31 protein-coding genes and 1 pseudogene are annotated in these 25,590 nt (G+C 54.1%); 17 read left to right on the top strand and 15 right to left on the bottom strand.

What is annotated here, in order from left to right:
• Positions 1 to 13 precede the first annotated feature (13 nt).
• Entirely contained in the window at positions 14 to 316 is a 303-nt protein-coding gene (flgM, locus tag ACZ3HG_RS00160) for a flagellar biosynthesis anti-sigma factor FlgM (RefSeq protein ID WP_191933190.1), read from the top strand.
• A gap of 3 nt (positions 317 to 319) precedes the next feature.
• On the top strand, positions 320 to 751 hold the full coding sequence (flgN, locus tag ACZ3HG_RS00155) for a flagellar export chaperone FlgN (RefSeq protein WP_191933191.1): 432 nt from the start codon (positions 320 to 322) through the stop codon (positions 749 to 751).
• 62 nt (positions 752 to 813) lie between these two features.
• Here the strand turns inward: flgN and murJ are convergent, their stop codons facing one another.
• From murJ to rimJ, 4 genes are all read right to left on the bottom strand, one after another.
• Positions 814 to 2,352: a murein biosynthesis integral membrane protein MurJ gene (gene murJ / locus ACZ3HG_RS00150; protein ID WP_465331274.1), complete on the bottom strand. Its 1,539-nt coding sequence runs from the start codon at positions 2,350 to 2,352 to the stop codon at positions 814 to 816.
• A gap of 203 nt (positions 2,353 to 2,555) precedes the next feature.
• Entirely contained in the window at positions 2,556 to 3,479 is a 924-nt protein-coding gene (locus ACZ3HG_RS00145; protein WP_465331272.1) for a Gfo/Idh/MocA family protein, read from the bottom strand.
• Positions 3,476 to 4,126, bottom strand: a complete 651-nt coding sequence (locus ACZ3HG_RS00140; RefSeq protein WP_191933643.1) for a DUF480 domain-containing protein — start codon at positions 4,124 to 4,126, stop codon at positions 3,476 to 3,478. The genes ACZ3HG_RS00145 and ACZ3HG_RS00140 overlap by 4 nt, the downstream gene beginning before the upstream one ends.
• 8 nt (positions 4,127 to 4,134) lie before the next feature.
• Positions 4,135 to 4,728 (bottom strand): ribosomal protein S5-alanine N-acetyltransferase, encoded by a 594-nt coding sequence (gene rimJ, locus ACZ3HG_RS00135; protein WP_191933194.1) that lies wholly within the window; start codon positions 4,726 to 4,728, stop codon positions 4,135 to 4,137.
• A 262-nt stretch (positions 4,729 to 4,990) separates the two neighbouring features.
• On the opposite strand from rimJ, the gene grxB reads away from it, so the two are divergent.
• The 7 genes from grxB to solA all read left to right on the top strand — a co-directional run bounded on the left by grxB (position 4,991) and on the right by solA (position 10,111).
• Positions 4,991 to 5,638 carry a glutaredoxin 2 gene (gene grxB / locus ACZ3HG_RS00130; RefSeq protein WP_191933195.1) on the top strand — a complete coding sequence of 216 codons (648 nt, stop codon included), beginning with the start codon at positions 4,991 to 4,993 and terminating at the stop codon, positions 5,636 to 5,638.
• Between the two features lie 152 nt (positions 5,639 to 5,790).
• On the top strand, positions 5,791 to 6,354 hold the full coding sequence (locus tag ACZ3HG_RS00125) for a lipoprotein (protein WP_062743757.1): 564 nt from the start codon (positions 5,791 to 5,793) through the stop codon (positions 6,352 to 6,354).
• A 136-nt stretch (positions 6,355 to 6,490) separates the two neighbouring features.
• Positions 6,491 to 7,543: a dihydroorotase gene (gene pyrC, locus ACZ3HG_RS00120; protein ID WP_191937284.1), complete on the top strand. Its 1,053-nt coding sequence runs from the start codon at positions 6,491 to 6,493 to the stop codon at positions 7,541 to 7,543.
• A 136-nt stretch (positions 7,544 to 7,679) separates the two neighbouring features.
• The gene (gene dinI, locus ACZ3HG_RS00115; protein ID WP_062743759.1) at positions 7,680 to 7,922 is read left to right on the top strand and encodes a DNA damage-inducible protein I; all 243 of its coding nucleotides are present in this window, start codon (positions 7,680 to 7,682) and stop codon (positions 7,920 to 7,922) included.
• Positions 7,923 to 8,116: 194 nt separating this feature from the next.
• Positions 8,117 to 8,404: a hypothetical protein gene (locus ACZ3HG_RS00110; RefSeq protein WP_191933198.1), complete on the top strand. Its 288-nt coding sequence runs from the start codon at positions 8,117 to 8,119 to the stop codon at positions 8,402 to 8,404.
• 229 nt (positions 8,405 to 8,633) lie between these two features.
• Positions 8,634 to 8,888 (top strand): biofilm formation regulator BssS, encoded by a 255-nt coding sequence (bssS, locus tag ACZ3HG_RS00105; protein WP_062743761.1) that lies wholly within the window; start codon positions 8,634 to 8,636, stop codon positions 8,886 to 8,888.
• A 107-nt stretch (positions 8,889 to 8,995) separates the two neighbouring features.
• Positions 8,996 to 10,111: an N-methyl-L-tryptophan oxidase gene (gene solA, locus ACZ3HG_RS00100; RefSeq protein ID WP_191937285.1), complete on the top strand. Its 1,116-nt coding sequence runs from the start codon at positions 8,996 to 8,998 to the stop codon at positions 10,109 to 10,111.
• Between the two features lie 61 nt (positions 10,112 to 10,172).
• On the opposite strand, the gene proP is transcribed toward solA, so the two are convergent.
• Complete coding sequence (gene proP, locus ACZ3HG_RS00095; protein WP_191933200.1) at positions 10,173 to 11,651, bottom strand: glycine betaine/L-proline transporter ProP; 1,479 nt, start codon at positions 11,649 to 11,651, stop codon at positions 10,173 to 10,175.
• Between the two features lie 598 nt (positions 11,652 to 12,249).
• Between proP and ACZ3HG_RS00090 the strand changes: the two genes are divergently transcribed.
• Together ACZ3HG_RS00090 and ACZ3HG_RS00085 are read left to right on the top strand one after the other, a co-directional pair.
• A complete protein-coding gene (locus ACZ3HG_RS00090) occupies positions 12,250 to 12,804 on the top strand; it encodes a cytochrome b (RefSeq protein ID WP_191933201.1) in 555 nt (184 codons plus the stop codon).
• A 20-nt stretch (positions 12,805 to 12,824) separates the two neighbouring features.
• Entirely contained in the window at positions 12,825 to 13,400 is a 576-nt protein-coding gene (locus tag ACZ3HG_RS00085) for a YceI family protein (protein WP_062743892.1), read from the top strand.
• A 45-nt stretch (positions 13,401 to 13,445) separates the two neighbouring features.
• Here the strand turns inward: ACZ3HG_RS00085 and trhO are convergent, their stop codons facing one another.
• Entirely contained in the window at positions 13,446 to 14,498 is a 1,053-nt protein-coding gene (trhO, locus tag ACZ3HG_RS00080) for an oxygen-dependent tRNA uridine(34) hydroxylase TrhO (RefSeq protein ID WP_137268871.1), read from the bottom strand.
• 207 nt (positions 14,499 to 14,705) lie between these two features.
• Here trhO and ACZ3HG_RS00075 point away from each other — a divergent pair, with 207 nt between their 5' ends.
• Both ACZ3HG_RS00075 and mdtG read left to right on the top strand, forming a co-directional pair.
• A complete protein-coding gene (locus ACZ3HG_RS00075) occupies positions 14,706 to 15,626 on the top strand; it encodes a Kdo(2)-lipid IV(A) acyltransferase (protein ID WP_062743766.1) in 921 nt (306 codons plus the stop codon).
• 135 nt (positions 15,627 to 15,761) lie between these two features.
• Positions 15,762 to 16,997 (top strand): multidrug efflux MFS transporter MdtG, encoded by a 1,236-nt coding sequence (gene mdtG / locus ACZ3HG_RS00070; protein WP_465331265.1) that lies wholly within the window; start codon positions 15,762 to 15,764, stop codon positions 16,995 to 16,997.
• Positions 16,998 to 17,002: 5 nt separating this feature from the next.
• Here mdtG and ACZ3HG_RS00065 read toward each other — a convergent pair whose 3' ends face one another.
• Entirely contained in the window at positions 17,003 to 17,752 is a 750-nt protein-coding gene (locus tag ACZ3HG_RS00065; protein WP_191933203.1) for a DeoR family transcriptional regulator, read from the bottom strand.
• An 83-nt stretch (positions 17,753 to 17,835) separates the two neighbouring features.
• Here ACZ3HG_RS00065 and ACZ3HG_RS00060 point away from each other — a divergent pair, with 83 nt between their 5' ends.
• Together ACZ3HG_RS00060 and ACZ3HG_RS00055 are read left to right on the top strand one after the other, a co-directional pair.
• The gene (locus ACZ3HG_RS00060) at positions 17,836 to 18,420 is read left to right on the top strand and encodes an NUDIX hydrolase (protein WP_191933204.1); all 585 of its coding nucleotides are present in this window, start codon (positions 17,836 to 17,838) and stop codon (positions 18,418 to 18,420) included.
• Positions 18,421 to 18,429: 9 nt separating this feature from the next.
• The gene (locus ACZ3HG_RS00055; RefSeq protein WP_191937286.1) at positions 18,430 to 18,792 is read left to right on the top strand and encodes an NUDIX hydrolase; all 363 of its coding nucleotides are present in this window, start codon (positions 18,430 to 18,432) and stop codon (positions 18,790 to 18,792) included.
• Between the two features lie 30 nt (positions 18,793 to 18,822).
• Here ACZ3HG_RS00055 and ACZ3HG_RS00050 read toward each other — a convergent pair whose 3' ends face one another.
• The 6 genes from ACZ3HG_RS00050 to ACZ3HG_RS00025 form a co-directional block, all read right to left on the bottom strand.
• Positions 18,823 to 20,154 (bottom strand): carbohydrate porin, encoded by a 1,332-nt coding sequence (locus ACZ3HG_RS00050; protein ID WP_465331262.1) that lies wholly within the window; start codon positions 20,152 to 20,154, stop codon positions 18,823 to 18,825.
• Positions 20,155 to 20,731: 577 nt separating this feature from the next.
• Positions 20,732 to 21,250: a macro domain-containing protein gene (locus ACZ3HG_RS00045; protein ID WP_465331260.1), complete on the bottom strand. Its 519-nt coding sequence runs from the start codon at positions 21,248 to 21,250 to the stop codon at positions 20,732 to 20,734.
• Entirely contained in the window at positions 21,243 to 21,530 is a 288-nt protein-coding gene (locus ACZ3HG_RS00040) for a hypothetical protein (protein ID WP_465331258.1), read from the bottom strand. Before ACZ3HG_RS00040 ends, ACZ3HG_RS00045 begins: the two co-directional genes overlap by 8 nt.
• An 11-nt stretch (positions 21,531 to 21,541) precedes the next feature.
• The gene (locus ACZ3HG_RS00035) at positions 21,542 to 21,985 is read right to left on the bottom strand and encodes a TreTu family toxin (RefSeq protein WP_465331256.1); all 444 of its coding nucleotides are present in this window, start codon (positions 21,983 to 21,985) and stop codon (positions 21,542 to 21,544) included.
• A 54-nt stretch (positions 21,986 to 22,039) separates the two neighbouring features.
• Positions 22,040 to 23,095: a VENN motif pre-toxin domain-containing protein gene (locus ACZ3HG_RS00030; protein WP_465331254.1), complete on the bottom strand. Its 1,056-nt coding sequence runs from the start codon at positions 23,093 to 23,095 to the stop codon at positions 22,040 to 22,042.
• A gap of 265 nt (positions 23,096 to 23,360) precedes the next feature.
• On the bottom strand, positions 23,361 to 23,588 hold the full coding sequence (locus tag ACZ3HG_RS00025; RefSeq protein ID WP_465331252.1) for a hypothetical protein: 228 nt from the start codon (positions 23,586 to 23,588) through the stop codon (positions 23,361 to 23,363).
• 69 nt (positions 23,589 to 23,657) lie between these two features.
• Here ACZ3HG_RS00025 and ACZ3HG_RS00020 point away from each other — a divergent pair.
• A pseudogene (locus ACZ3HG_RS00020) lies at positions 23,658 to 23,783 on the top strand (SymE family type I addiction module toxin); the annotation flags it as partial.
• Positions 23,784 to 23,950: 167 nt separating this feature from the next.
• A complete protein-coding gene (gene symE, locus ACZ3HG_RS00015) occupies positions 23,951 to 24,286 on the top strand; it encodes an endoribonuclease SymE (protein WP_338634858.1) in 336 nt (111 codons plus the stop codon).
• A 45-nt stretch (positions 24,287 to 24,331) separates the two neighbouring features.
• Here symE and ACZ3HG_RS00010 read toward each other — a convergent pair whose 3' ends face one another.
• Together ACZ3HG_RS00010 and ACZ3HG_RS00005 are read right to left on the bottom strand one after the other, a co-directional pair.
• On the bottom strand, positions 24,332 to 24,604 hold the full coding sequence (locus ACZ3HG_RS00010) for a colicin immunity domain-containing protein (RefSeq protein ID WP_191935754.1): 273 nt from the start codon (positions 24,602 to 24,604) through the stop codon (positions 24,332 to 24,334).
• Positions 24,601 to 25,590 (bottom strand): VENN motif pre-toxin domain-containing protein (locus ACZ3HG_RS00005; protein WP_465331249.1); only part of this gene is annotated, 990 nt, incomplete at its 5' end. The genes ACZ3HG_RS00010 and ACZ3HG_RS00005, both read right to left, overlap by 4 nt.

Raw genomic sequence — 25,590 nt, 5'->3', positions numbered from 1 at the left:
AACAGGAGCGCATATGAGCATCGACAGAACCCAGCCACTGAAACCAGCAAGTACCGTTCAGCAACGTGACACCAATGATGTTGCCCAGCCGAAAGCCCGTGCGGCAGAAAGTAAAGCTGCGGCCACGCCAAACGGTACTCAGGTTGTCCTCAGCGGTGCCCAGTCACAGCTGACCAAAGCCAGCGCCCAGGACATTAATACTGTTCGTGTGGAAGAGCTGAAGAACGCAATTCGCAACGGCGAACTGAAGATGGACACCGGCAAAATTGCCGACGCGCTGATTCAGGAAGCTAAAGACTCACTGCAAGGTAATTAACCCATGGATAAGCTGCAAAACGCCCTTGATAAAATGCTTGAAGTTCTGTCATCGCTGGCCGATGTCATGAATGCAGAGCAGGAACAGCTCTCAGCAGGTCAGGTTAACAGCAGCTTATTACAGCGAATTACCGAGGATAAAAGCTCTTTACTGGCTACCCTCAACTTCCTGGAAGAGATGCGTCGTGACGCGGAAAAAGCCAGTGGAACCCATGTGCCCTATAGCCGGCACCCCGAACTGGCGCGTCGCTGGTCATCTATTCAGGATCAGACGGTAAAACTGCGTGATACCAATCTACACAACGGTATGCTGCTCAATCATCAAATCAGTCATAACGAGCATGCGTTGCAGGTACTGAAGCCTTATCAGTCACAAAAATTTTATGGCCCTGACGGTCATGCGGTAACCAGCGCTCCGGTCAGCCGCAAAGCCTGAGTCTCCGTCAGCCATTGTCAGACTTTACCCTGCAGCGCTTTTGCGCTGCGGGGTTTTTCTGTTCACACCGCCGAACGGCGGGAGAAGTGTGCCGGGCGGAACCCCAGCAGCGCCAGCACGGCAAAATAGACACCGCCGCCCACCGCGCAGACTGCCGCCAGTCGCAGCAGGCGCGACAGCATATTGCCGGTCGCCCAGTCTGGCATCAGCAGCATCATGCCCACTAACGCCGCAGCCATCATCACCACGGCAACGACCAGACGGACGAGGAAGCTGAACCAGCCCGGCTGTGGCTGGAAAATATCCTGTTTACGCAACTGCCAGTAAAGCAGTGCCGCATTGAGGCAGGCCGCCAGACCGATCGACAGCGACAGCCCCGCATGTTTTAGCGGGCCAATAAAGGCAAGGTTCATCAGCTGAGTGGCGGCCAGCGTGAACAGCGCAATTTTCACCGGGGTTTTAATGTTCTGACGGGAATAGAAGCCCGGTGCCAGCACTTTCACGACAATCAGCCCCATCAACCCGACCGAATAGGCCACCAGCGCGCGCTGGGTCATTGCCGCATCGAACGCGCTGAATTTACCGTACTGGAACAGCGACACGGTCAGCGGCTTTGCCAGGATACCCAGCGCGACGGCGCTGGGCAGCGCCAGCAGGAAGCAGAGCCGCAGCCCCCAGTCCATCAGCCGGGAATACTCATCCTGATTACCGCTGGCAAAGCTTTTTGCCAGTGACGGCAGCAGGATAGTACCCAGCGCGACGCCCAGCACCCCGGATGGAAATTCCATCAGACGGTCGGCGTAGTACATCCAGGAGACGGAGCCTGACACCAGGAAAGAGGCAAAGATGGTGTTGATGATCAGGGAAATCTGACTGACTGACACGCCGAGGATCGCCGGGCCCATCTGACGCATCACGCGCCATACGCCGGCATCCTTCAGATTCAGACGCGGCAGCACCAGCATGCCGATTTTCTTCAGGTGCGGGAGCTGATAGCCCAGCTGTAACACCCCGCCCGCCACCACCGCCCAGGCCAGCGCCATGATCGGCGGATGGAAGTACGGTGCGGCAAAGACGGCAAAGCCGATCATGCTGACGTTTAGCAGCGTAGGGGCAAAGGCCGGCACGGAGAAGCGGTTCCAGGTATTGAGGATCGCCCCCGCCAGCGACGCCAGCGAAATCAGCAAAATATAGGGAAATGTGACGCGCAGCAGTGAGGAGGTCAGGGCAAACTTATCGGGCGTGTCCGCAAAGCCCGGAGCGGTGATCAGGATCACCCACGGGGCGGCGAACATCCCCGCGACAGTGACAATCGCCAGCGCCAGCGTCAGCAGTCCGGAAACATAGGCCACAAACACTTTTGTCGCTTCTTCACCCTGCATACTTTTGTACTCCGCAAGGATAGGCACAAAGGCCTGAGAAAAAGCCCCTTCCGCAAAAATACGACGCAACAGGTTGGGCAGCTTAAAGGCGATAAAGAAGGCATCCGTCGCCATGCCTGCGCCGAATACGCGCGCGACGATGGCATCACGCGCAAAACCCAGCACGCGTGAAAACAGGGTCATGGAGCTGACCGCCGCCAGTGATTTCAACAGGTTCATGTATATCCTGATTCAGGTATCCGGGAAGACCGGCTTGCAACAAGAGAGGTCCGGTGAGATCCGGTCCGTTTAGGGTGTGGATAGTCTACTGAAGTGAAAGGAAATAACCACTGCGGATTGTTACGGGTTTTATCCTGTCTGCGCCGGCCTGCATCGTCATTGAAAAGGGCTGACCAAAAAAGAAGGTCAGCCCCTACAGCCGCCTATTCCCGCTCGGCGTCACGCCACAGTTTTTCCACCATACGCTGGGCGATTAACGCCTGTTCTCCGCTGGTTTGCGGCATTGTCTGATTTTCCACACAGCGGATAAAATGGTGCGCTGCGCCGACAAAACCGCGCTGCTCCAGGGTGGTCTGCCAGCCGGGGGTTGGATCCACACTGATCTTCCCCGCTTTCTCCTGCTGCCAGTCGCGCATCTCGCTAACCTGATAGACGGCACCGTCATCGATTGCCATCACCCGCTCGGTCTGGCTCCCCGCGCGGCGATGCATACTGGTGGTCACCTGGATGTTACCGGCGTTAAAATGGTGTTCGGCATACAGCATCTGGCCGCTGTCGTTCGTCTGCAGCGTCCCACTCAGGAGCCGCCCCTCGCCACCGGCCAGCCACAGCGCACTGTCGACCACGTGCAGGTAATCATCCAGCAGCGTGAAGAACAGATCCTGTGGGCCGACGCTGTCGCTGCGGTGCTTATCCATGCGGATAGCGGCGGGCTGCACCAGTGCCTCTTTCAGTTGGAGGTAGCGCGGTGCAAAGCGGCGGTTAAACGCCACCATCAGCTTACGCCCGCGCCTGTCAGCCAGTTCCACCAGCCGCTCGGCCTCGCTCAGGGTGGCCGCAAGCGGTTTGTCCACGCAGACATCCACACCGGCACGCAGCAGGCGATCCACAATGGCATAGTGGCTGGCGGTGGAGCTGTGAACAAATACTGCGTCGCTGGCCGCAGCCAGGTCGTCGAGGGTCGCCAGCAGCGGAATACGATAGCTGTCGCAGATCGGCCGCGCCTTTGCCTGATTTGGTGAAAAAGCCCCGGCAATTTGCCAGCCGTCGGTGCGGGCCAGCACCGGCAGCCAGGCCTTCTGCGCTATCCCTCCCAGCCCGACGATACCGACTTTCAGTCCGCTCATTCCGCCCCCTGTGCGTTCAGTAACCGGTCAATCTGCTGCTGTAAAGACGCGACCTGCTGTTCGAGGGTGTCGACGCGCGCTTCCAGCCCACCATCCGTTTCAATGCCGGGGCTGGCGGTCAGTGTCTGTTCCTCCACGTCACCGCTGAACAGGTGCCTGTAGCGGCTTTCGCGCTTGCCCGGTTCACGAGCCAGTCTGACCACCAGCGGCCCCTCTTCGCGCTGCACCAGATGCTCCAGTACCTGCTCCACTTCCCCCACATCGGCAAAGTCATACATCCGCGTACTGCGGGTACGCAGCTCACCCGGCGTCTGGGCCCCACGCAGCAGCAGAGTGGCAATCACCGCGACCTGCGCCGGAGAAAATTTCAGTTGGCCGAACTCAGAATTACAGAAACGCTGCTCATACTTCACTACCCGGCTGCCAACGCCGCTGAGGGCCGTCAGCTGATGTTTTTTAACCAGCAGATCGAGCGTATTCTGCACTTCGCTCTCGCTCAGGGACATGACCGGTTCACGGTTCGACTTTTGATTACAGGCGGTGACCACGCCGTTCAGCGACATGGGGTACTGGTCCGGCGTGGTGACCTGTTTTTCCAGCAGGCAGCCGATCACCCGCGCTTCAGTGGCGGTTAAGGGCGTTTTGATCATCAGGGTTATACTCCACGCCGTTCCGGCGTCCATTCATGGGAGGTCAGCGCCGTCAGGACATGGTCCTGCCAGCGGCCATCAATCATCAGGTAATCTTTGGCATAGCCTTCTTTTTCAAAGCCGAGGCGGGCCAGTAACCCGCCGCTGCGCTGATTGTGTGGCATATAATTGGCCATAATACGATGCATTCGCTGCTGGCGCTGCATATAGCGAATGGCACTTTGCAACGCTTCGAACATCATGCCCTGCCCCTGCCATTTCTCGCCCAGCGAATAGCCGAGATAGCAGGCGTGAAACGAGCCGCGCAGCACGTTGCTGAAGTTCGCCACGCCGCGGATCTCATTCTCATCCGGGTCCATGACGGCAAAGTAGAAGGCACTGCCCTGTTTCTGCATTTCCATTATCAGACCCAGCCGTGCCTGCCAGCCGGAAGGATAGCAGTGGCTTTCGTCACGGACCGGCTCCCAGGGCTTCAGGAAAGCGCGATTTTCAGCATAGTAATCAGCCAGTCTCCAGGCATCACGCTCATTGACCAGACGGACAACCAGACGATCGGTAGTCAGGTGCACTTTCGGCACGGCAGTACGGTAGCCAAACATCTTATCTCCTGAAATCTCTGGCCAAAATAACATTCTTCAACGGGAGCCACCGGCAGTAAACAGCACGGAATTCCTGTTGCTTCACTATAACCGCCATCGCGAACCCGGGTAAAATAGTGCCGGATAAAAAATCGCGAAATTGACGATAAAACCGTGAAAATCCGGTGTGAATTTGCCCTATGCCGTGTTCTCTTCCATACTTCTTTAATACATTCAGGTAATTGATGGATTTTTCATCGTTATCACGACTAAGGGGAACCGATTGAAACTTTATATCTACGATCACTGCCCGTTCTGCGTTAAAGCCCGTATGATCTTCGGTCTGAAAAATCTCCCGGTTGAGCTCATCGTCATGATGAACGATGACGAAGCCACGCCAAACCGGCTGATCGGCCAGAAAATGGCCCCCATCCTGATGAAAGACGACGGCAGCTGTATGCCGGAAAGCCTGGATATCGTGCAGTATATTGATCGGCTGGACGGAGAGCCGCTGCTGACCGGGAAAACCAATCCGGCCATTACAGACTGGCTGCGTCATGTTCATAGCTATGTGAATAAGCTGCTCTATCCGCGCGTGGCGGAAGCCCCCTTTGCTGAATTCTCAACGCCGGAAGCCCGTACCTATTTCAAAAACAAGAAGCAGGCGGTCGCCGGTGACTTTGCCGAACTGCGTGAGCACTCCGCAGGCTGGATCAAAAATATCAATGACGACCTGCGTAAGCTCGATAAGCTGATTGTGAAACCCAATGCTGTGAACGGTGAACTGTCGCTGGACGATATTCATCTGTTCCCTCTGCTGCGCTCGCTGACGCTGGTTGCCGGCGTCGAATACCCAAGCCGCGTGGCCGACTACCGTGACAATATGGCTAAACAGACTCAGGTTACTCTGCTCTCCTCTTCCGCCTCCTGACCTGCCGGGCCGTCGTATGGCGGCCCGACACATCCCGTTGTCATTTCCTGCGGTTTCTCTCAGCGTTGTCCTGGTGACGAACCGGCCTGAGTGGTGCATGCTATTCCCCTGCTCCGGCGGGATCGTCCGGTGATTAAAAACAGAGGAACAACATGAAAAAAACACTTTTTGGCCTTGGCGCTTTACTGTTAGCGGGTTTGGTCAGTGGCTGCAATCAGATCGCCCAGTACAGCATCAGCGAACAGGAAATTAACCAGGCGCTGGTTAAGCATAATAATTATGAAAAAAATATTGGTGTCGCCGGTCTCGCCGACGCGCACATTACGCTGAAGGATCTCGCCAGCCAGATAGGCCGTGAAGAGCCGAATAAAATCACGCTGACCGGTAAAGCAGATGTGAATATCAGCTCCCTGTTTGGCCCGCAGCAGGCGCAGATGACGCTGAAAATGAAAGCGCAGCCAGTCTTCAACCAGCAGGAAGGGGCCATTTATCTGAAAGACATGGAGCTGGTCGATGTCACGGTGCAGCCGGAGAAGATGGAAGGCGTGCTGAAAACGCTGACCCCGTACCTTAATGAGTCGCTGAAAAATTACTTTAATCAAAAACCGGCTTATGTCCTGAGCACTGACCGCAGCAAGGCGGAGTCGCTGGCGAAACGCTTTGCCAAAGGGCTGGAAGTGAAACCGGGCGAACTGGTAATCCCCTTCACCGACTGATCGACAAAACGGTACGGGCAAGCCCGTACCGTTTTTTCACCCCCTTCGCATAAACCTGGTGCATTCCCCGCGCTTTATCCCTATCCTTAGTACCCGGCCAAAACCTGCCTTTTTCCTTTCTGCCGGAGCATATCGCATGACCACACAACCTCAGCAACTGATTATTCGCCGCCCTGACGACTGGCATATCCATCTGCGTGACGGGGAGATGCTGGAGGCGGTCGTGCCCTTTACCAGTGAAGTCTGTGGTCGCGCCATCGTGATGCCTAATCTGGTGCCGCCGGTCAGCAGCGTGGCCGCCGCCCGCGCCTATCGCGAACGAATTCAGGCCGCTGTCCCTGCCGGCCATCATTTCACTCCGTTGATGACCTGCTATCTGACTGACGGTCTCGACCCGGACGAAATTGAGACCGGCTTCAGTGAAGGGGTCTTTACCGCCGCGAAGCTCTATCCAGCGCACGCCACGACCAACTCCGCACACGGTGTCACCAGCATTGCCGCTATTGCCCCGGTGCTGGAACGCATGCAGAAAATCGGTATGCCGCTGCTCATCCACGGTGAAGTGACTGATGCGCACATTGATATCTTTGACCGTGAGGCCCGGTTTATTGAGACGGTTCTGCATCCGCTGCGCCTGCAGTTCCCGGAGCTGAAAGTGGTCTGCGAGCATATCACCACCAAAGAAGCGGCCGCTTACGTGCTGGAAGGCAATCGTTTCCTCGGCGCAACCATCACCCCACAGCACCTGATGTTCAACCGTAACCACATGCTGGTCGGTGGTATTCGTCCGCACCTTTACTGTCTGCCGATCCTGAAGCGCAATATCCACCAGCAGGCGCTGCGCGATGCGGTTGCCAGCGGGCATGAACGTTTCTTCCTCGGTACCGATACCGCCCCCCACACACGCGACCGTAAAGAAACCAGCTGCGGCTGTGCGGGTGTGTTTAACGCCCCGTCCATGCTGGCCGCTTATGCCACCGTCTTTGAAGAGATTGGGGCGCTGGCCCACTTTGAGGCGTTCTGCGCTGAAAACGGGCCGCGCTTCTACGGTCTGCCGCTGAATGAAGGTACCGTGACGCTGGTACGCCAGCCCTGGACCGTGGCCGACGCGGTCCCGGTTGGCGATGACGGCCATACGCTGGTGCCGTTCCTGGCGGGCGAAACGCTGAACTGGCGGGTTGTGGTTTAGTTTTTGCCAGACAGATGCCGCTATCTGCAGGCGGCAGGGGGGCCCGCATTTTCGGTTACCCCCCGGTCCCCGGTAAAAAGGATTGCACCCGGCCGAATTACTGTATATATTTACAGTAATTCAACCGGAGGCTATCATGCGTATTGAAGTCACTGTAGCAAAAACCACCTCGCTGCCTGCGGGTGCCATTGATGCACTCACGCAGGAACTCAGCAAAAGAATCGACAAACAGTTTCCTGACGGCAGCAATACCATTTCTGTACGCTACGCCGGTGCCAACAACCTGACGGTGATGGGCGGCGGAAAAGAAGCCAAAGATCAGATCAGCGATATTTTGCAGGAAACCTGGGAAAGTGCTGACGACTGGTTTATATCCTGAATAATCCACATTGCCGCTGCGGTTGCGGCGACTCCCTCTGCGGCCTGAAGCAGAATGGATAAATAACGATTGTGCCATTTTCGCCGGATACGCTATCCGGCTTTTTTACGTCTTTTTTTGCTGAAGAACACCGATAGACGCAACGGGTAGAATATCTTATTCTGAGCCTGACATTAATTACTGAGGTTTTTCTTATGGCTGCCGATAATCCAGAAGAGGCGATGACGTTTGGTGAGCTACTGGCCATGATTGGCGAACAGCAACGCCGTCTGACAGTATTAGAAAATGCCTTTTCCACCCTCTCCTTTTGCCTTGATGATAAAGCTAATCAACTGTTAATTCACAGTTTAAAGCTGGAGGGGCAGAACCAGAATCGTGATGAACAGTTGCAAAAACATTTCATCCGTCTGGCCGGGGAACTGGAAAAACGTTCAGGGGTGTTGCCCTCCTCTCCGGATGCACTCTCTACCCCAGAAATATGAGTGCTTTTTCACAGCCGAATTAATCGCGCCATCCCCTGCAGGGTGATTATTTTTCGCCCTGCTGAGGTTTAATTACCGGATGAATAGCGCCGTTTTTTTAAACAGCGCGAGATTTACATCGGCGAACAAAAAAAGTCCTGTTATAATTAGAACGCTCTAAGAAAAAAAACGCATTGAACCTCGATAAATCACTTCGTTGCCATCATTCACGAGTAATAAGGGGGTTATAATGGACAGAAACAAAGAGGTCATCCAGACACATCCCCTCATCGGATGGGATATCAGTACCGTAGACAGCTATGATGCCATGATGATCCGTTTACACTCGCTCTCTTCTGACCAGCAACAGGCGGAAGATGCAGAAGTCGGTCAGACCTACTGGCTGACCACGGACGTGGCAAGGCAATTTATCTCCATCCTTGAAGCTGGCATTGCCAAGATAGAAGCGACTGAATACCAGGATCGTGACTACAAAAAGCACTAATCTGTGACGGAACGATGTTTCTCAGAGGCACCCAACAGGGTGCCTTTTTCATGTCCGCAATAATTTGGTATTCTGCTGCAATTGCTTGATTAACTGAGGCTGATGCGATGGTTTACGATTTAATTGTGGTGGGCAGTGGTTCCGTCGGCGCGGCTGCGGGATGGTATGCGACCCAGGCCGGTCTGAAAGTGCTGATGATCGATCGTCACCATCCCCCGCACCGCGAAGGCAGTCATCACGGTGAAAGTCGGCTGATCCGCCATGCCTACGGCGAAGGGGCGCGCTACGTGCCGATGGTGCTTCGTGCCCAGCAGCTGTGGGATCAGCTGGAGCAGCAAAGCGGCGAGCGGGTGATGCAGCGCAGCGGGGTACTGAATCTGGCTCCCCAGTCCTCTGAATTTATTCAAAATGTCATCCAGAGTGCAGAGCTGTTTGCGCTCAACGTGCAGATCCTCAATGAAGTGGAAATCAGCCAGCGCTGGCCACAGATCAGCGTCCCCGACGGCTATGTTGGCGTGTTTGAACCTCAGTCCGGTTATCTGAAGTCGGAAATTGCCGTGAAAAGCTGGATCCGCCTGGCGAAAGAGGCGGGCTGTGCGCAGCTGTTTAACTGCGGCGTGACGCAGATTGATACGGTAGAGGGACTGCAGGCGGTTACCACGCCGGACGGTGTTTATCGCGCTCGCAAGCTGCTGATCAGCGCCGGAACCTGGGTGAAAAGCCTCTATCCTGCCCTGCCGGTCACCCCGGTGCGTAAAGTCTTCGCCTGGCATCAGGCCGACGGGCGCTACAGCGAGAATAATCAATTCCCGGCGTTTACCGTTGAGATGCAGGATGGGATCCACTATTACGGTTTTCCCGCTGATAATAACGCCATCAAAATCGGCCGGCATGAAGGCGGGCAGCCGATCGATTCGCCGGAAGGGCGTAAACCCTTTGGCAGCGTGGCGGAAGACGGCAGTGAGCTGTTCAACTTTATGCGCACCTTCCTGCCCGGCGTTGGCGTCTGCCTGCGCGGTGAGGCCTGTACCTATGATAATTCGCCGGACGAAGATTTCATTATTGATACCTTCCCCGGTGAACCTGACCGGATGCTGATCACCGGGCTGAGCGGTCACGGATTCAAATTTGCCAGCGTACTGGGAGAGATTGCCGCGCAGTTTGCTCAGGGAAAAAGCAGCGAGTTTGATTTAACCCCCTTCTCGCTGACGCGCTTTCGATAGCCACAGACAGGATGAAAAAAAGGGCTCCCGACGGGAGCCCTTTTGCTTTTCTGCCTGGCGGTTACTTACCGTCAGCGGGACGGGGCTTTCGACCGCGCAGACGCAGCTTATCCACCAGTCGCTGTGCTTCAGCGCGGCTGCCTACCGACGGAGCTGAACCACGCAGGGGCTTACGTGCTGTTTCCCGCAGGGTGAAAACGGTGATCACCCCAATCACCCCGGCGCCCATCAGGTAGTAGGCGGGCATCAGGAGGTTGCCGGTTTTCTCTACCAGCCAGGTGGTGATTAATGGCGTGGTCCCGCCAAACAGCGAGACGGAGAGGTTAAAACCAATCGCCAGCGCACTGTAGCGGATATCGGTGGAAAACAGCGCGGGTAGCGTTGCCGGCATGGAGCCGCTGAAACAGGTATGGATCGCGCCGAGAATAATCAGGCCAAGGAACACCAGCCACAGATTGCCCGTGCCGATCAGCAGCATGCAGGGCACCGCCAGCAGGATCAGCGCGATGGCCCCGCCCCAGATCACCGGACGACGGCCCAGGCGGTCGTTCCAGTGTCCCCAGAACAGCGTCAGCGGCATCATCACAAACATCACCACCATAATCAGCAGCAGTGAACTCAGCTCGCTCAGGCCCAGGATCCCCGTCAGGTAACTTGGCATATACGACGTCATCATATAGTTAGAGACGTTAAACAGCAGCACCAGACCAATGCACTTCAGCATGGCAGCGCGGTACTTTTTCAGCATCTGCCACAGCGTCAGGCGCGGCTTGCTGTGTTCCAGCGCTTCCTGCTTTTCCATATGCTTCTGGAAGGCAGGCGTCTCTTCCAGCTTCAGACGGATATACAGCCCAAACAGCCCTAAAGGCGCGGCAATAAAGAAGGGAATGCGCCAGCCCCAGTCAAGCAGCGCGGACTCTGGCATCGCCGCGGTCAGGCCAGTCACCAGTCCGGCCCCGAGCAGATAACCGCCAAGTGTACCGAACTCCAGCCAGCTGCCCATAAAGCCCCGGCGCTTATCGGTGGAGTATTCGGCAATAAAAGTGGCCGCTCCGCCGTACTCGCCCCCGGTAGAGAAGCCTTGCAACAGGCGTGCCAGCAGCAGCAGCACCGGCGCCATGATACCGATAGTGGAATAGGCGGGTATCAACCCGATGCAGAACGTGCCGATCGACATCATGATCATCGTCAGCGCCAGCACCTTCTGGCGGCCGATACGGTCGCCCAGCGGACCAAACACCAGCCCACCCAACGGACGTACGAGGAATGCGGCAGCAAAGGCACCGAAGGTGGCCAGCAGCTGTGCTGCCGGACTGCCGCCGGGGAAAAACACTTTACCGATGGTCACCGCAAGAAAACTGTAAACCCCAAAGTCAAACCACTCCATGGCGTTGCCGAGGGCGGCCGCTCCGACGGCACGCTTGAGCATTGATTTATCCACAATAGTGATATCGTCAACGCTGAGTTCCGGCCTGGCCGATTTATCTTTATTCCAGAAATGCTTTTTATGAGGCTGTTGCCCCTCTGATGTCGTACCCATTGAGCGCTCCCGGTGTTGCAGTAAGTGAGCAGCCTCATAGCTTTCGTCGCCTGACAGAGAAGGGAAAAACAAAGGGGAAGAAAGCTATAACGCAGCAAAGTCAGAATGGTCATGAACGGTAAATCTTATAACGTCTGTGACTTACACTCCTTTACAGTAGACAATATTCCAAAAAACTTCAAGTTAAGCGCAGCATTCGCTGTTTTGTGGCACAACCACCGTTTTACACGTTGCCATTATGGTTTAATGCCAGACGGCGCGCTGCCCTCTCCTGCCCCTCACCCCCACAATACATAAATTTATATAACAATTACCATCAGCGTGATATTGACATAACGTGACAAAAAACTGACATTCGCTGAGAATAACAGCAAAAAATCAGAACATGATATTTACTACAGCGACGGAATAATCATTGATATGGCCGTCTCATACTGTCACAAATCCGACTTCGCCTTCTGATTAACTGTCGATAACCTCCCGCATCATTCAAAATATTTCACAATATTAATGAATTTACTAACCAGTAAAATTATTTGTTGATTTTGCTCAGGTACCCGGTCAGTCTTACTGAAAATTCTCACAAGCGGATTTCCCTATGCAGTTGAAAAATAGCGCCTCTCGTTATGGCTCAGTGAGCATCATTATGCACTGGCTGGTGGCGGCAACCGTTTATGGCATGTTTGCGCTTGGTCTGTGGATGGTCACGCAGGGCTATTACGACACCTGGTATCACAAAGCCCCGGAGCTGCATAAAAGCATTGGGATGGTGCTGTTTGCCGTGATGCTGGTGCGCGTGGTGTGGCGATTTGTCTCCCCACCACCGAAGCCGCTTGCCAGTTATACCCCGCTGGTACGCTACAGCGCGGTCGCTGCCCACCTTCTGCTTTATGGCATCCTGTTCGCGATTTTAATCAGCGGCTATCTGATCTCGACGGCGGAAGGTAAGCCGATCGATGTCTTTGGGGTACTGCCGGTTCCGGCGGTATTTGCCGGGCTGGGCGAACAGGCCGATTTGGCCGGCGATATTCATCTCTGGCTGGCCTGGAGCGTGGTGATCCTTTCCGTGATCCATGCGCTGGCCGCACTGAAACACCACTTTATCGATCGCGATATCACGTTAAAAAGGATGCTGGGTCACCGCATCGATTAATCACAGAAATGGAGAACACCATGCTGAAGAAAAGTATTCTGGGTTTAACTACTGCCGCACTGTTAATGACTGCCGGCACCGCGTCTGCCGCTGACTATAAAATTGATAAAGAAGGGCAGCACGCGTTTGTCCAGTTCCGCATCAAGCATCTGGGCTACAGCTGGCTGTACGGTACCTTTAAAGATTTCGATGGCGCATTCACCTTTGACGAAGCCGATCCGGCTAAAGATAAAGTGAATGTCACCATCAAAACCGGCAGCGTAGATACCAACCATGCCGAGCGTGACAAACACCTGCGCAGCGCGGACTTCCTGAATGCCAGCAAATTCCCGCAGGCGACCTTCGTCTCTACCGGCGTGGAAAAGCAGGGTGACGGCCTGACCGTTAACGGTAACCTGACGCTGAACGGCGTGACCAAACCGGTGAAACTGGCGGCTAAGCTGACCGGCGAAGGGAAAGATCCGTGGGGTGGCTACCGTGCAGGCTTTGAAGCCACCGGTAACCTCGCACTGAAAGACTTTAATATTAAGTCCGATTTAGGTCCGGCCTCGCAGGAAGTCGAACTGATGATTTCTGTCGAAGGTGTGCGCCAGTAAATGATTGTGGCGTCATCATCGTCCGCGATGATGACGCCTGCACCGTTACTCTTCCGGCGAAGGGATGTGCATGGTGGTGCTCAACAGCCCACGGGATTTGTTGAAAATCTTATTACCATTCTCACGCCCCGCACGTCGGGCGCGCTGCTCTTCAGGCGGTAACGCCAGCTCTTCCATACAGATCGGGCTACAGCAGTGGTTGAATTTGCTGGCGCAGCTCGGGCACTGAATAAACAGCAGGTGACAGCCATCATTCAGGCAGTTAACGTGGGTATCGCAGGGCTCGCCGCACTGATGGCAGTTGGCGATAACATCCTCAGAAATACGCTCCCCCATCCGCTCATCAAAGACAAAGTTTTTGCCTTTAAACCGCACCGGTAATCCCTGTTCACGGGCGCGACGGGCGTACTCAATGATGCCACCTTCAATATGGTACACGTTCTCGTAACCGTTATGCCGCATCCAGGCGCTGGCTTTTTCACAGCGGATCCCCCCGGTACAGTACATCACGATCTTCTTATCTTTATCCTGCTGCAGCATATCGACGGCCATGGGCAGCTGATCGCGGAATGTGTCCGCCGGGATCTCCAGCGCGTTATCGAAATGCCCCACTTCATATTCATAGTGGTTACGCATATCCACAAAGACCGCCTGCGGATCATCCAGCATGGCGTTCACTTCCGCTGCCTTCAGATAGGCCCCGACATCGCTGGCATCGAAGCTGTCATCTGTAATGCCGTCAGCGACAATGCGGTCACGTACTTTCAGACGCAGCACCCAAAAGGATTTACCGTCGTCGTCCAGCGCAATGTTCATACGCAGGTTATCCAACGCAGGATGGAAGTCATACAGCGCAGCTTTCATGGTCTCGTACTGGCTGGCCGGGACGCTGACCTGGGCATTAATGCCCTCTGCCGCCACATAAACGCGACCGAAAACTTTCAGCCGGGTCAGGGCAATATACAGGGCGTCGCGAAACGCGCGGGGATCGTCGATAGTGAAATACTTATAAAAAGAGACTGTAGTTCGCGGCTCGGTTTCGGCCATCATGCGCGCCTTCAGCTCTTCATTGGAGACAAGGTTATGTAACACTGGCATGGTGTACGTTCCTGTATTCAAGGAGAGGAAAAAATTTTCGGCGCTATCATACCCGAGCCGCCACACCTTGTCCTTAGCCGAAAAAAGTTTTCTTTCCGCGTCTGCCGCCGAAAACTTCGACTACACTAAGAAAAATGGCACAATAGGCCATAAATAAACTTTAAACTTCTTCATAATAGCCCCCTTTTTTTTACGATCTGGAAACTCATGACCCAGCTGCCTCAGTTCAATCGTGCATTGTTGCATCCCCGTTATTGGTTTACCTGGCTCGGTATTATCCTGCTTTACCTGCTGGTGCTGCTGCCCTACCCGGTGCTTTATTATATTGGCTGCGGCCTGGGCAGGTTATCCATGCGCTTCCTGCGCAGCCGCGTCACCATTGCCCGGCGTAACCTGGCGCTCTGCTTCCCACAGATGCCTGCCGCCGAGCGTGAGGCGCTGGTCCGCCGTAACTTCGAATCGCTGGGTATGGGGCTGATTGAAACCGGCATGGCCTGGTTCTGGCCTGACTGGCGGATTAAAAAATGGTTCAGTGTCAGCGGGCTGGAGCATATCAGCCAGGCGGCGGCTGACGGGAAAGGAGTGCTGTTGATTGGTATCCATTTTCTCACCCTGGAGCTGGGTGCGCGCATCTTCGGTATTCATAATCCCGGCATTGGCGTATACCGTCCCAATGATAATGCCCTGCTCGACTGGCTGCAGACCTGGGGACGTATGCGTTCCAATAAAAGTATGCTCGATCGCAAAGATCTGAAAGGCATGATCCGCGCCCTGAAAAAGGGGGATATTATCTGGTACGCCCCGGACCACGACTACGGCCCAAAAAGCAGCGTGTTTGTGCCGCTGTTTGCCGTTGAACAGGCGGCGACCACCAAAGGCAGTTACCTGTTGATCCGCAGCGGCAACCCGGCGGTTATCCCTTTCGTGCCGCGCCGCCTGCCATCGGGTAAAGGGTATGAGATGGTGATCCTCCCTGAGCAGACCGGCATTCCACTGGACAGTGAAATCGCCACGGCAGCACACATGAATAAAATTATTGAACACGGCATCTTAATGGCACCCGATCAGTATATGTGGCTGCACCGCCGTTTTAAAACCCGCCCTGAGGGGCAACCCTCTCTCTATTAACAGCCTGCAGGCCGGACTACCGGCCTGTTTCATTATTTGAAACGGTTTTTCATTTTTTTGATTGCGCGCCGTTCAGTCGCCTGATATCAGCGTATACTGGTTAAGCTGATTGCTGATAAGGTTACTGTTTACTTTATGTCTACCCCCGATGTCCCCGCTATCGCCATCCACTGGCAACGAAATCTGTTCGTCACCTGGATAGGGTGTTTTCTGACCGGCGCAGGCTTCAGTCTGGTCATGCCCTTTCTGCCGCTTTACGTTGAGCAACTGGGCATCACCGACCCGCAGGCCCTGAATCTCTGGTCAGGTCTGGTGTTCAGCATCACGTTCCTTTTTTCGGCTATTGCCTCGCCCTTCTGGGGGGGACTGGCGGATCGTAAGGGACGAAAAATCATGCTGCTGCGCTCGGCACTGGGCATGGCTATCGTGATGATGCTGATGGGCATGGCGACCTCGATCTGGCAGTTTCTGGCGCTGCGCGCCCTGCTCGGTCTGCTCGGCGGATTTGTTCCCAACGCCAACGCCCTGATCGCCACGCAGGTTCCGCGCGGTAAGACCGGCTGGGCGCTGGGCTGGCTCTCCACCGGAGCCGTCAGCGGGGCGCTGATTGGCCCGCTGATCGGCGGCCTGCTGGCCGACAGCTTCGGCCTGCGTCCGGTATTCTTTATTACCGCTGCAGTGCTGTTTACCTGTTTTCTGATGACGCTGTTTTGCGTACGTGAGAGTTTTATCCCGGTGCACAAAAAAGACATGCTGCATGCCCGCCAGGTGCTGACCTCGCTGAAAAATCCCCGTCTGGTACTGGCGCTGTTTGTCACTACGTTGATTATTCAGGTCGCCACCGGATCTATTGCACCGATCCTGACGCTTTACGTCCGCGAGCTGGCGGGCAACGTCGCTAATCTGGCGTTTATCAGCGGGATGATCGCCTCAGTGCCGGGTGTGGCAGCCCTGATGAGTGCGCCGCGCCTCGGCAGGCTGGGCGACCGGATCGGGCCGGAGCGCATTCTGATCACCATGTTGATACTCTCCGTGCTGTTGCTGATCCCGATGGCCTTTGTGCAGAACACCTGGCAACTGGGCATTCTGCGCTTCCTGCTCGGGGCGGCCGACGGTGCGCTGCTGCCTGCAGTGCAGTCCCTGCTGCTTTATAACGCCAGCAATCAGGTCGCCGGCCGCGTTTTCAGCTATAACCAGTCGTTCCGCGATATCGGAAACGTGACCGGCCCGCTGATGGGGGCCGCCGTGTCAGCACATTTTGGCTTCCGTGCAGTGTTTATCGTCACAGCCTGCATCGTCCTGTTTAACGTACTTTACACCTGGATTACACTGCGCCGGCGCAGTGAACGTATGGTGGTACGCGAGGAATAGCCCGGTCAGACCAGACCAATCTGCAACTGATGCAGCCGCTGGCACATCTCTTCATCGGGCCACTCATCGACCACCAGTGTGCTGGCCAGCGACAGGTCGCCAATGACGAACGCCGAGGCGGAGTTAAGCTTTTCCTGGGACACCAGCACCACCGTCTCTGCAGCCCGTTCTGCCAGCGCCCGTTTGACGCACGCTTCCTCATAGCTGCCGGTGGTGAGCCCGGCGCTTCGGTGTACCCCGGTCACCCCCATAAAAAACAGATCGGCATTGATACGGCGGATCCCCTCGATCATCGCCGCTCCGGTGGTCACCACAGAATGCTTATACAACTGACCGCCGATAATAATCACATCGATTAGCGGATAGTCCACCAGCCCCACCGCCACACCCGGACTGTGCGTCACGACCGTAAAGGCAAAATCGGTAGGTAGCCGCCGGATCATCTCTGCCGTGGTGGTGCCGCCGTCAATCATCACCACCTGACCCGGCTGGATCAGCCCGACGGCCTTCTCCGCGACGCGCCGTTTAGAGTCCATCTGCACGCTTTTGCGCGTTTCAAACGGTGCGATGGCGGCCGAAACCGGCAGCGCACCGCCATGAACCCGCTGCAGTAATCCCTCTGCAGCTAATTCCCTCAAATCCCGCCTGATAGAGTCTTCTGATACGGCAAAATGCTGGCTCAGTTCCCGCGAAAGCACCTGCTTCTCACGGTCGAGCATGGCCAGAATCTGCTGTTTGCGCTGGCTGGAAAGCACCCTTATCCCCTTCACGATTGATCTTGATATTGCACGATTATGCGTGTTAGCGTGTTATCTGTCACCTTATTATGGGCACAAACATGCAAAACATGCAGAAACGCGTACGCAACATCCGAGAGCAGCTGCTGTCGGATAACTGGTACACCCTGAAAAAATACACCTTTGAACTGCTGCGCCGTGACGGCAGCTGGCAGGAACAGAACCGGGAAGCTTACGATCGCGGTAACGGTGCCGTGGTGCTGTTGTACCACAAAGCCCGCAAAACCGTGGTACTCACCCGCCAGTTCCGCTTCCCCGTCTTCGTGAATGGCCACAGCGGTTTCCTGATTGAAGCTACCGCAGGCCTGCTGGATAACGCCTCGCCGGAAGCACGTATTATTGCCGAGGCGGAAGAAGAAACCGGCTTTCGCATCACGCACATCGAAAAAGTCTTCGAATCCTATATGAGCCCCGGTTCAGTGACAGAAAAACTGTTCTTCTTTATCGCCGAATATTCTGACGACGACCGTCAGGGAAGCGGCGGTGGTGTTGCGGAGGAAGGCGAAGATATCGAAGTACTGGAGTGGCCCTTTTCCCGCGCACTGGAAGCCGTGCGCAGCGGCGAAATTATGGATGCCAAAACCATCATGCTGATCCAGCACCTGGCCCTTAACCCTAATTTTTAGGAAACCCTTATGAAATCACTGCAAATTCTGGTAGCAGGCCCGGTACGTAGCGGCACGGGCGATCGGGAAGACTTGATCCATGCCAACCTTGAACGCATGGAACAGGCTGCGTTAGCCCTTTACCAGAAAGGGCATATTCCACTGATTGGCGAGTGGCTGGCGTTTCCACTGGCGCGGATTGCCGGGTCGCAGAAGATTGGCGATGCGATCAGTGAAGCGTATTTATATCCGGTCGCACACCGTTTAATCGGCCACTGTGACGCCATTCTGCGTTTACCGGGCGAGTCGCGCGGAGCAGATAACGATGTGCGCATTGGCCGTGAACTGGGGCTGACGATTTATCACCATCTGGATGAGGTGCCTCAGTGCTGACCTGAAGCGGGGCCGGATGGCCCCCTGTCATCAGAAGCTGATATCTGCTGCGAGCCCCCCGACCAGCGCGTCATTCACCTGGCGTACGCCGCCCGGTTTAGTGATCACCTGTAAGTTTGGCCGCACGTTCAGCCAGTGGGTGGCCTTCACATTATAATAGACCTCATAGTTCCACTCTGATCCCTGCTGCAACGGCAGGTAAGCCGGGTCGTTATAGTCACTGACGCCCCGATCCTCGTTCTGCTGATTGCGCATTTTAGTGTAGTCGTTGTTGACGTGAATACGCGCCATGCCGACGCCGACTTCATCACCCGGGCGTGCATCAAACGGCCCCTTCCACGCCAGCGCCAGCGACTGGTAGTTATCCAGTCTCGCGGTGCGATGGTCGTTCATCACATACTGGAAGCTGACGCTCAGACCCCGACTTTTGTCCCCGTCCATGGCAAAAAGCTGCTGCTCGGCCAGCAGATAGCCGCCGTATGCCTTTTTGGTTTTACCATACCCGCCATCGTGCCAGGTGTGAAAGTCGCCCCCTTTGGTTGAGCTGTAGAACATGCCCAGCCGGTAGTTGCCGGGCAGTTTCTCCTGGCCCAGCTGTGGCGTCCAGCCCAGCTCTACCGGAACCAGATTCCCTTCGCCGTGGCCCATATCAAAACGGAACCCGTTCGCTTTGGTGTCGTTCGCCTTGTTCTGGTTATATACGCCGACCTGGAAATAGACGTCATCAGGCAGATTCAGCTTTACCCTGCCCCCCCACTGAGAAATCGGGGCGTTAAACCAGCGGTCGTTGCGCCAGTGACCCGGCTGCCCGTTGCCCATTGCCCAGTTCTGAAACATCCCGACGCTGGCGGTATCGAAATCTTCATTGGTCGTCACCCGGCCCAGTTTGACCTCCAGCCAGTTATCCAGCAGCTTCTGGTTTAACCAGAACTGGGTCAGGCGCAAATAGTCACCGCGTGCCGAAATACCCTGCACGTTCGACAGGCCCCCCGTGCGGGGATCGTTGATATAGGGCGTCAGATTTTGCCCGTTACGGTTGGTCAGGGTGGCCTGGAACTGGCCGCCCTGCCAGTTCAGCAATTTTTCCAGATCCAGCTTGCTGCCGAACGTCCACTGATCGGCATAACGCATCGTGGTGCTGGTGCGGTAGCCGCCGGCCAGGTTGGCCGCCGACTGCGTGGTGTAACCCACCTGGAAGTCTACGCCCTCATCGGCAAGATGCTTGCGATAGCCCGCCCAGTCACCCAGCAGCCAGGGGGAGTCGGGGTCAAACGGAGCCACGCTGGCGAATGCCGGGGCTGCCAGAATAAGGAGGCTGAAGGAAAGCCCGGTAAAGCTCGTTTTGAAAGAAGGTTTGCGCATCTGTCTTATTTTTCCTTATCACTGATCCTGAAACAGGGGGTGAACAGCCCGGCCATGACCGGAGCTGGGGCAGATCATTTGCCCGGCGCTAATACATCATATTTCAGAAACAGAACCCCATTAAAAACGTGCGAAAAACCGCCGACAGCACGCGATGCTGGTGAGTCAGAGAATTCCTGGGAGGTGAAGTTGTGTGCATTCGGGTGAATGCACTGCTGATATGTGAGGACCTGGAGCGCCCGCAGATGTATCTCCGGACATGATTTCTAGCTGAATGTTCAGTGCATAAGGCTGGTGCCGGTTTGAGCACACCGGATCGGCAAAAGATGCATCCCTGCGGGCCTCGGCACGCGGCGTCCTGCCGCGTGACGCCCGGCTTACCTCAAACCGGCACCATCCCTTCAAACATTCGTACTCGCTGTAGGTTGTTAACACCGCCATGCATGACATACTTGTCTCGGTGACCCTACCCCAAAATCCTGTTCCATTCTGAAACAGAATCCCGGCATGATAAACTCTCCCCTGAACAGAGGTGGTGACGATGAAAAAGTTACGATTCATCGCTAGCAAGATGAACCTACTTATTGATCTCATTGAAATACAGACTGTAGTTAACCTGGTCAAGGCAAACTAAGTTAACCATCTCTATTTTATTATTTTCATGTAAACAATGAGTAATAACACCCAATGCAATTTTGGCTGCTAAGTCCTTTGGAAATTTATAAATCCCTGTGCTGATATTCGGAAAAGACACAGTCTTAATGTGATACTCGTCAATTAGCTGAAAACAACTACAATAGGCTCTCTTTAACAACTCAACTTCATCATGAATCCCATCACTCCAGCATGGTCCTACTGCATGTATTACATAGTCAGCGGGCAAATTTCCGGCATTTGTGATTACAGCATTACCAACTTTACAGCCACCTTGCCGATTTCTTATTATCTGACACTCGGACAAGATCATTGGCCCACCAACACGATGTATTGCACCATCTACACCGCCACCACCAAGTAAAGACGAATTAGCCGCATTCACAATAGCTCCTGCAGCCACTTTCGTTATATCGCCACGCAATAACCGAACTCTATTCATTAACTTCCAAAATCCGTATAAGATTTTCTATCGCTTTTTTTTGCTCTTCTAACTCATCTGGGCTTAACAATAGGTTAATTAATTGAGCATCTAAAGCACTGTCATAGACATCAATGCTCATCCAACCTTTAGACCACATATCAACAGTTCCGAGCTTATTTCCCCTCTCAAGCTCAACACGCTCTAAGTCACCAAAATCACCATTTCTAAAAAAACTGTATTGAAGCTCATACCCGGGTAAATGTGGGGCAATCTCTGTTTTAAAAAAATCGATATTCATGATTAATTCCCCTATTTTTTATCTACAACTGTAATATTTTTAACTTCAGGTAGTTGGCTACCACCTTGTTTATTAAGCATAAACTTCTGTGATTTACCAGCATCTGGGCCAATTAGCTTGAACCATCCATCTTTCCCACCTTGTAACAAACTATTTGTAGGGACATCAAACTCAACGTATACCGATCCCGCAGGTGCTGTTGCCTTAAAGTCCGAAACACCATTAGTAGAAATAAATGTCTGCCCACCGCCTCCTTGAACCACTTTGCCTCCATTTTGCATTTGGGCTAATTCATCAGAAGACATCCATCTACCAACTCTAGTAACATTGATTTCATTGATGATCGCCCTTTCACCTAGTTTGAGTGCGGAACTGGTGTTTGGTATTACCTCTTTCGCTACACTATTTTCAACTGTTGTAGCTGCACCGGGTTTGCCACTTGGGAAGCTCCCCACACCCAACGTGCCATAAACCAGGTTCCCTAATCCTTCAGCCCCGGTCTTCAGTAACTACGCTTCAAGCCAACCACATTTTCCCACACAATTATCAATGATATCAGCATACCATTTTGCCGAGTCCTCATAAGCACGCCCGGCCATATTGTCCTGCTGACGCAGTTCAGTATAAGCCTTTTCGCTGAGTTCAATGGTGTCGCCGATTTTTTTCACACAAACTGCATCACCCGCATCCCAGCAAGATTTCAGCTTCTGGATATTATCAGCCGACTCTTTAGCCATATCCTTACGGATATTCTGCTCACACTGGGGTTCACCGTTACATTCCTTATAGCGAGTCGTATATTTCTTCGGGCTATCCTTGCTCAGGAAGTTATTCTCCACCGCATTCTTGCCCGTAAGCGCTCCGGTCGTTGCGGCTGCCGAGCTGTTGCCTGCTACCGCCCCCGCTGCTCCGGCGGCAATCGTGCCCAGCAGGCTCAGTTGCTCTTTGTCCGCCTGCGACAGTCTGGCAATGTCCTCTGGCGTGCTGGCGTGATATAACGCTTCGGCAATAAACCGTGTGGCCAGCTCACCGCTGAACGCTCCGGCGGCTCCCGCTGCGGCATTACCTCCCGACATCTGCGCCGCCACCGCGCCCCACACGGCATGCGCCATCGCGTTGGCAACCACATTCGTGTTGCCGCCGGCATCGGTGGTTTGCGCTTTGATGACCTGCGCCACCAGTGGGTTAGCCGCTCCGGCAACCGCCTGTGAAATATTTCCGTTAACCAGTCCCTGAAGCACACCGCTTACTGCCTGAACCACCATCTGGTTCTTGCTGCCCACGCCGTAGTCGGACATGGCTTTCTGATAGGCATCGCTTTTGCGTAAGCCTTCCAGCCAGTCAGCGCGCTCTTTCTCCGTCGCGTTTGCCTCAAGCGGTGCAGCGCCTTTTTTCGCCTCTTCCAGCCCTTTGATATCGCCCATCGTGTTCACGATGCTGACCATCTGGCCGGTGATTTCACCCACCGCCTGTGCCGTCTGTAAACGCTTCTGCTCTTTCTCTTTATCAAAAATCGGGCTGATGCTGCCGTTGGCCGAGGCAGTATCACGGCTCAGGCTCCCCACGTCCTGCTGTTGGTTAGTCGTATCGCGGATAACAATCGTGCCCTGTTCTACCGCTTACCGGGTAGTACTTTGGCGTTTAAAGTACCGCCACAGGAGCCGGAGGTGATACAGGCCCTATGCCAGCTCTGCCCGAAGCTCTCGGCGCGCAAGCAACGCGAGCTGTAGGATGTGATTCAGGTCACGGCGAAGCTGAAGAAGCGCGGCGGTAGCTGACCGTTAAAGTAAAAATCCCGGCACAATGGCCGGGATTAGTTTTGCCTGAAGCTTAATAAAAAGCGTCTTGTGTTAGCTGTCTACCCATTGGGATAACTTCATTTTTATCAAAAGACAAAAGATATTCCTCATCATAAACTTTTATTGAGTACCCATAAAGTATCCCGTCTTCTTCACTTACCCCCATAACACCGCCCTTTTTACCAGCATATTTCTTATTTTTTTCTTTGCAATCAGGGGATATTTCCACTTCCTGATAAAAACCAATCTTATTTTCCATAAAAATCATCTTGGTTATTTATGTGTTATTCGCCCATCAAGAGATATATTTAGGTACGAACTGTAAGTATCCCGCTCACCCAGCCTGCACCTGAAGGGCGACTGGCTGGAAGAGGCAGGCTTCGGGACAGATACGCCGGTCACCATTACTGTAGAGCATGGGCAACTGGTGATCCGACCGCTCGTCGCTGAGTGAAAAGCAAAATTATCTCGACTCATGAGCAGATGCCGATGACGAAGCAGAAGTTTGTGTCTGAGATGCTGGATAATGTGATTGGTAAAACGGAGTAGTTAACAGACGCGGAACTGAGGTGCTCGAACACCCCAGCCCGCTAACCACAGGCAACTAAACAGGAGTTGATCATGGCTGAGACGCATCATAAGCCAGAGACGGGTACACCCACAACAACAAGGGGTTACACCGTGAGCTATATCCGGGATTCACGCACCTTTGAACCCGTACCGGCAATTACGCTCAGGGGCAACTGGCTGGAAGTGGCGGGGTTTGCAACCGGGACGCCGGTTAATGTGCGGGTGATGAACGGTTGTCTGGTGCTGACGGCAGAAGTACCGCCACCAGAGCCGGAGGTGATACAGGCCCTGCGGCAGCTCTGCCCGAAGCTCTCGGCGCGTAAGCAGCGGGAACTGATGGACGTGATTCAGGTCATGGCGAAGCCGCAGAAGCGCGGCGGTAACTGACCTTTAAAGGAAAAATCCCGGCTCAGAAGTGGCCGGGATATTCTTTTACTTATTGATATAAGTGGTTATGATTTTATTTATTTCACCCCGTAGTTGTTCATCATTAAATTCGTATTCTTCACGATCTTCATCTGGGTTATACATATCAGCCATACAAAATATAGTTGATAAACACTCACTTATCTTCTCATCATAGTTCAGTATATTTTTGCTATCTCTTTCTATACGCCAAAGCTCTATGTATGCTTCTGCGAATGTTGCTGCGGATAACCTTTCAGCGCCAAAAGATCTAGCAAATTCCAAAAGTAAATAACTCATCTTAAAATCCCATTTTTCATATAGTTATCATATTGAGGCGTTCCTGGAATAACTTTAAATCCCGTAATAAACTCACCTGACTTATCGATAACAACTGCATTATTTGTATTCGAATTAAAGAATACTTTAGAGTCTTTCACAAAACCATAAGTACCATTTTCGGTGGTGGCTGCATCATCTAAATGACTCTTAATGGCAGTCTCATACTGCTTAAGCGTCTCGGGATTTTTCTTTGTGGTAACAATGTCAAAATCAATTGCATGTTTGAATTTCTTATCTAACTGTTTGGCACTAAAAGCGACACTATCAGAGACAATAACGGCTCCAACATCAGGGATTTTCTTGCCCGGAATAAGGATGCCAGCCATCAGCCCCCCCATACCTTCCAGTGCAAGCTGATCACCTTGGTTAGCTTTCTGAGCGAGTGTTTTTATCCCTTCCCAGGTATCACCATTCATTAATGCACTAACCGAGTCGGCCACCGTCTGGTTTTTGCCAGACAGGTCACTCATAGCTTTAGTGCAATAACTGTCACCTATCGCACAAGCTGTCAGTGCCATTGCGGCATCAGCAGCATAGTCCGCAGAACCTAACACGCTGTCACCACCATCAGCTAGTGCATTGATAGTTCCGTTAACCAGTTGCGATAAAGAGCCTTCGCCAAGGGTTTCTCGAACCTGAGCTTTCATTGCCTCAGCACTTTCCTTAACCGCTGCCCGCGCCTTATCTCCACTCAGCGAGTTATTCTCCACCGCATTCTTGCCTGCAAGCGCTCCGGTCGTTGCGGCTGCCGAGCTGTTGCCTGCTACCGCCCCCGCTGCTCCGGCGGCAATCGTGCCCAGCAGGCTCAGCTGCTCTTTGTCCGCCTGCGACAGTCTGGCAATGTCCTCTGGCGTGCTGGCGTGATAAAACGCTTCGGCAATAAACCGTGTGGCCAGCTCACCGCTGAACGCTCCGGCGGCTCCCGCTGCGGCATTACCTCCCGA

The organism is Erwinia sp. PME.40.26/001 (genome assembly GCF_055556675.1).
The sequence above is the reverse complement of the archived record's forward strand: the minus strand, read 5'-3'. Positions and strand labels throughout refer to the sequence as shown.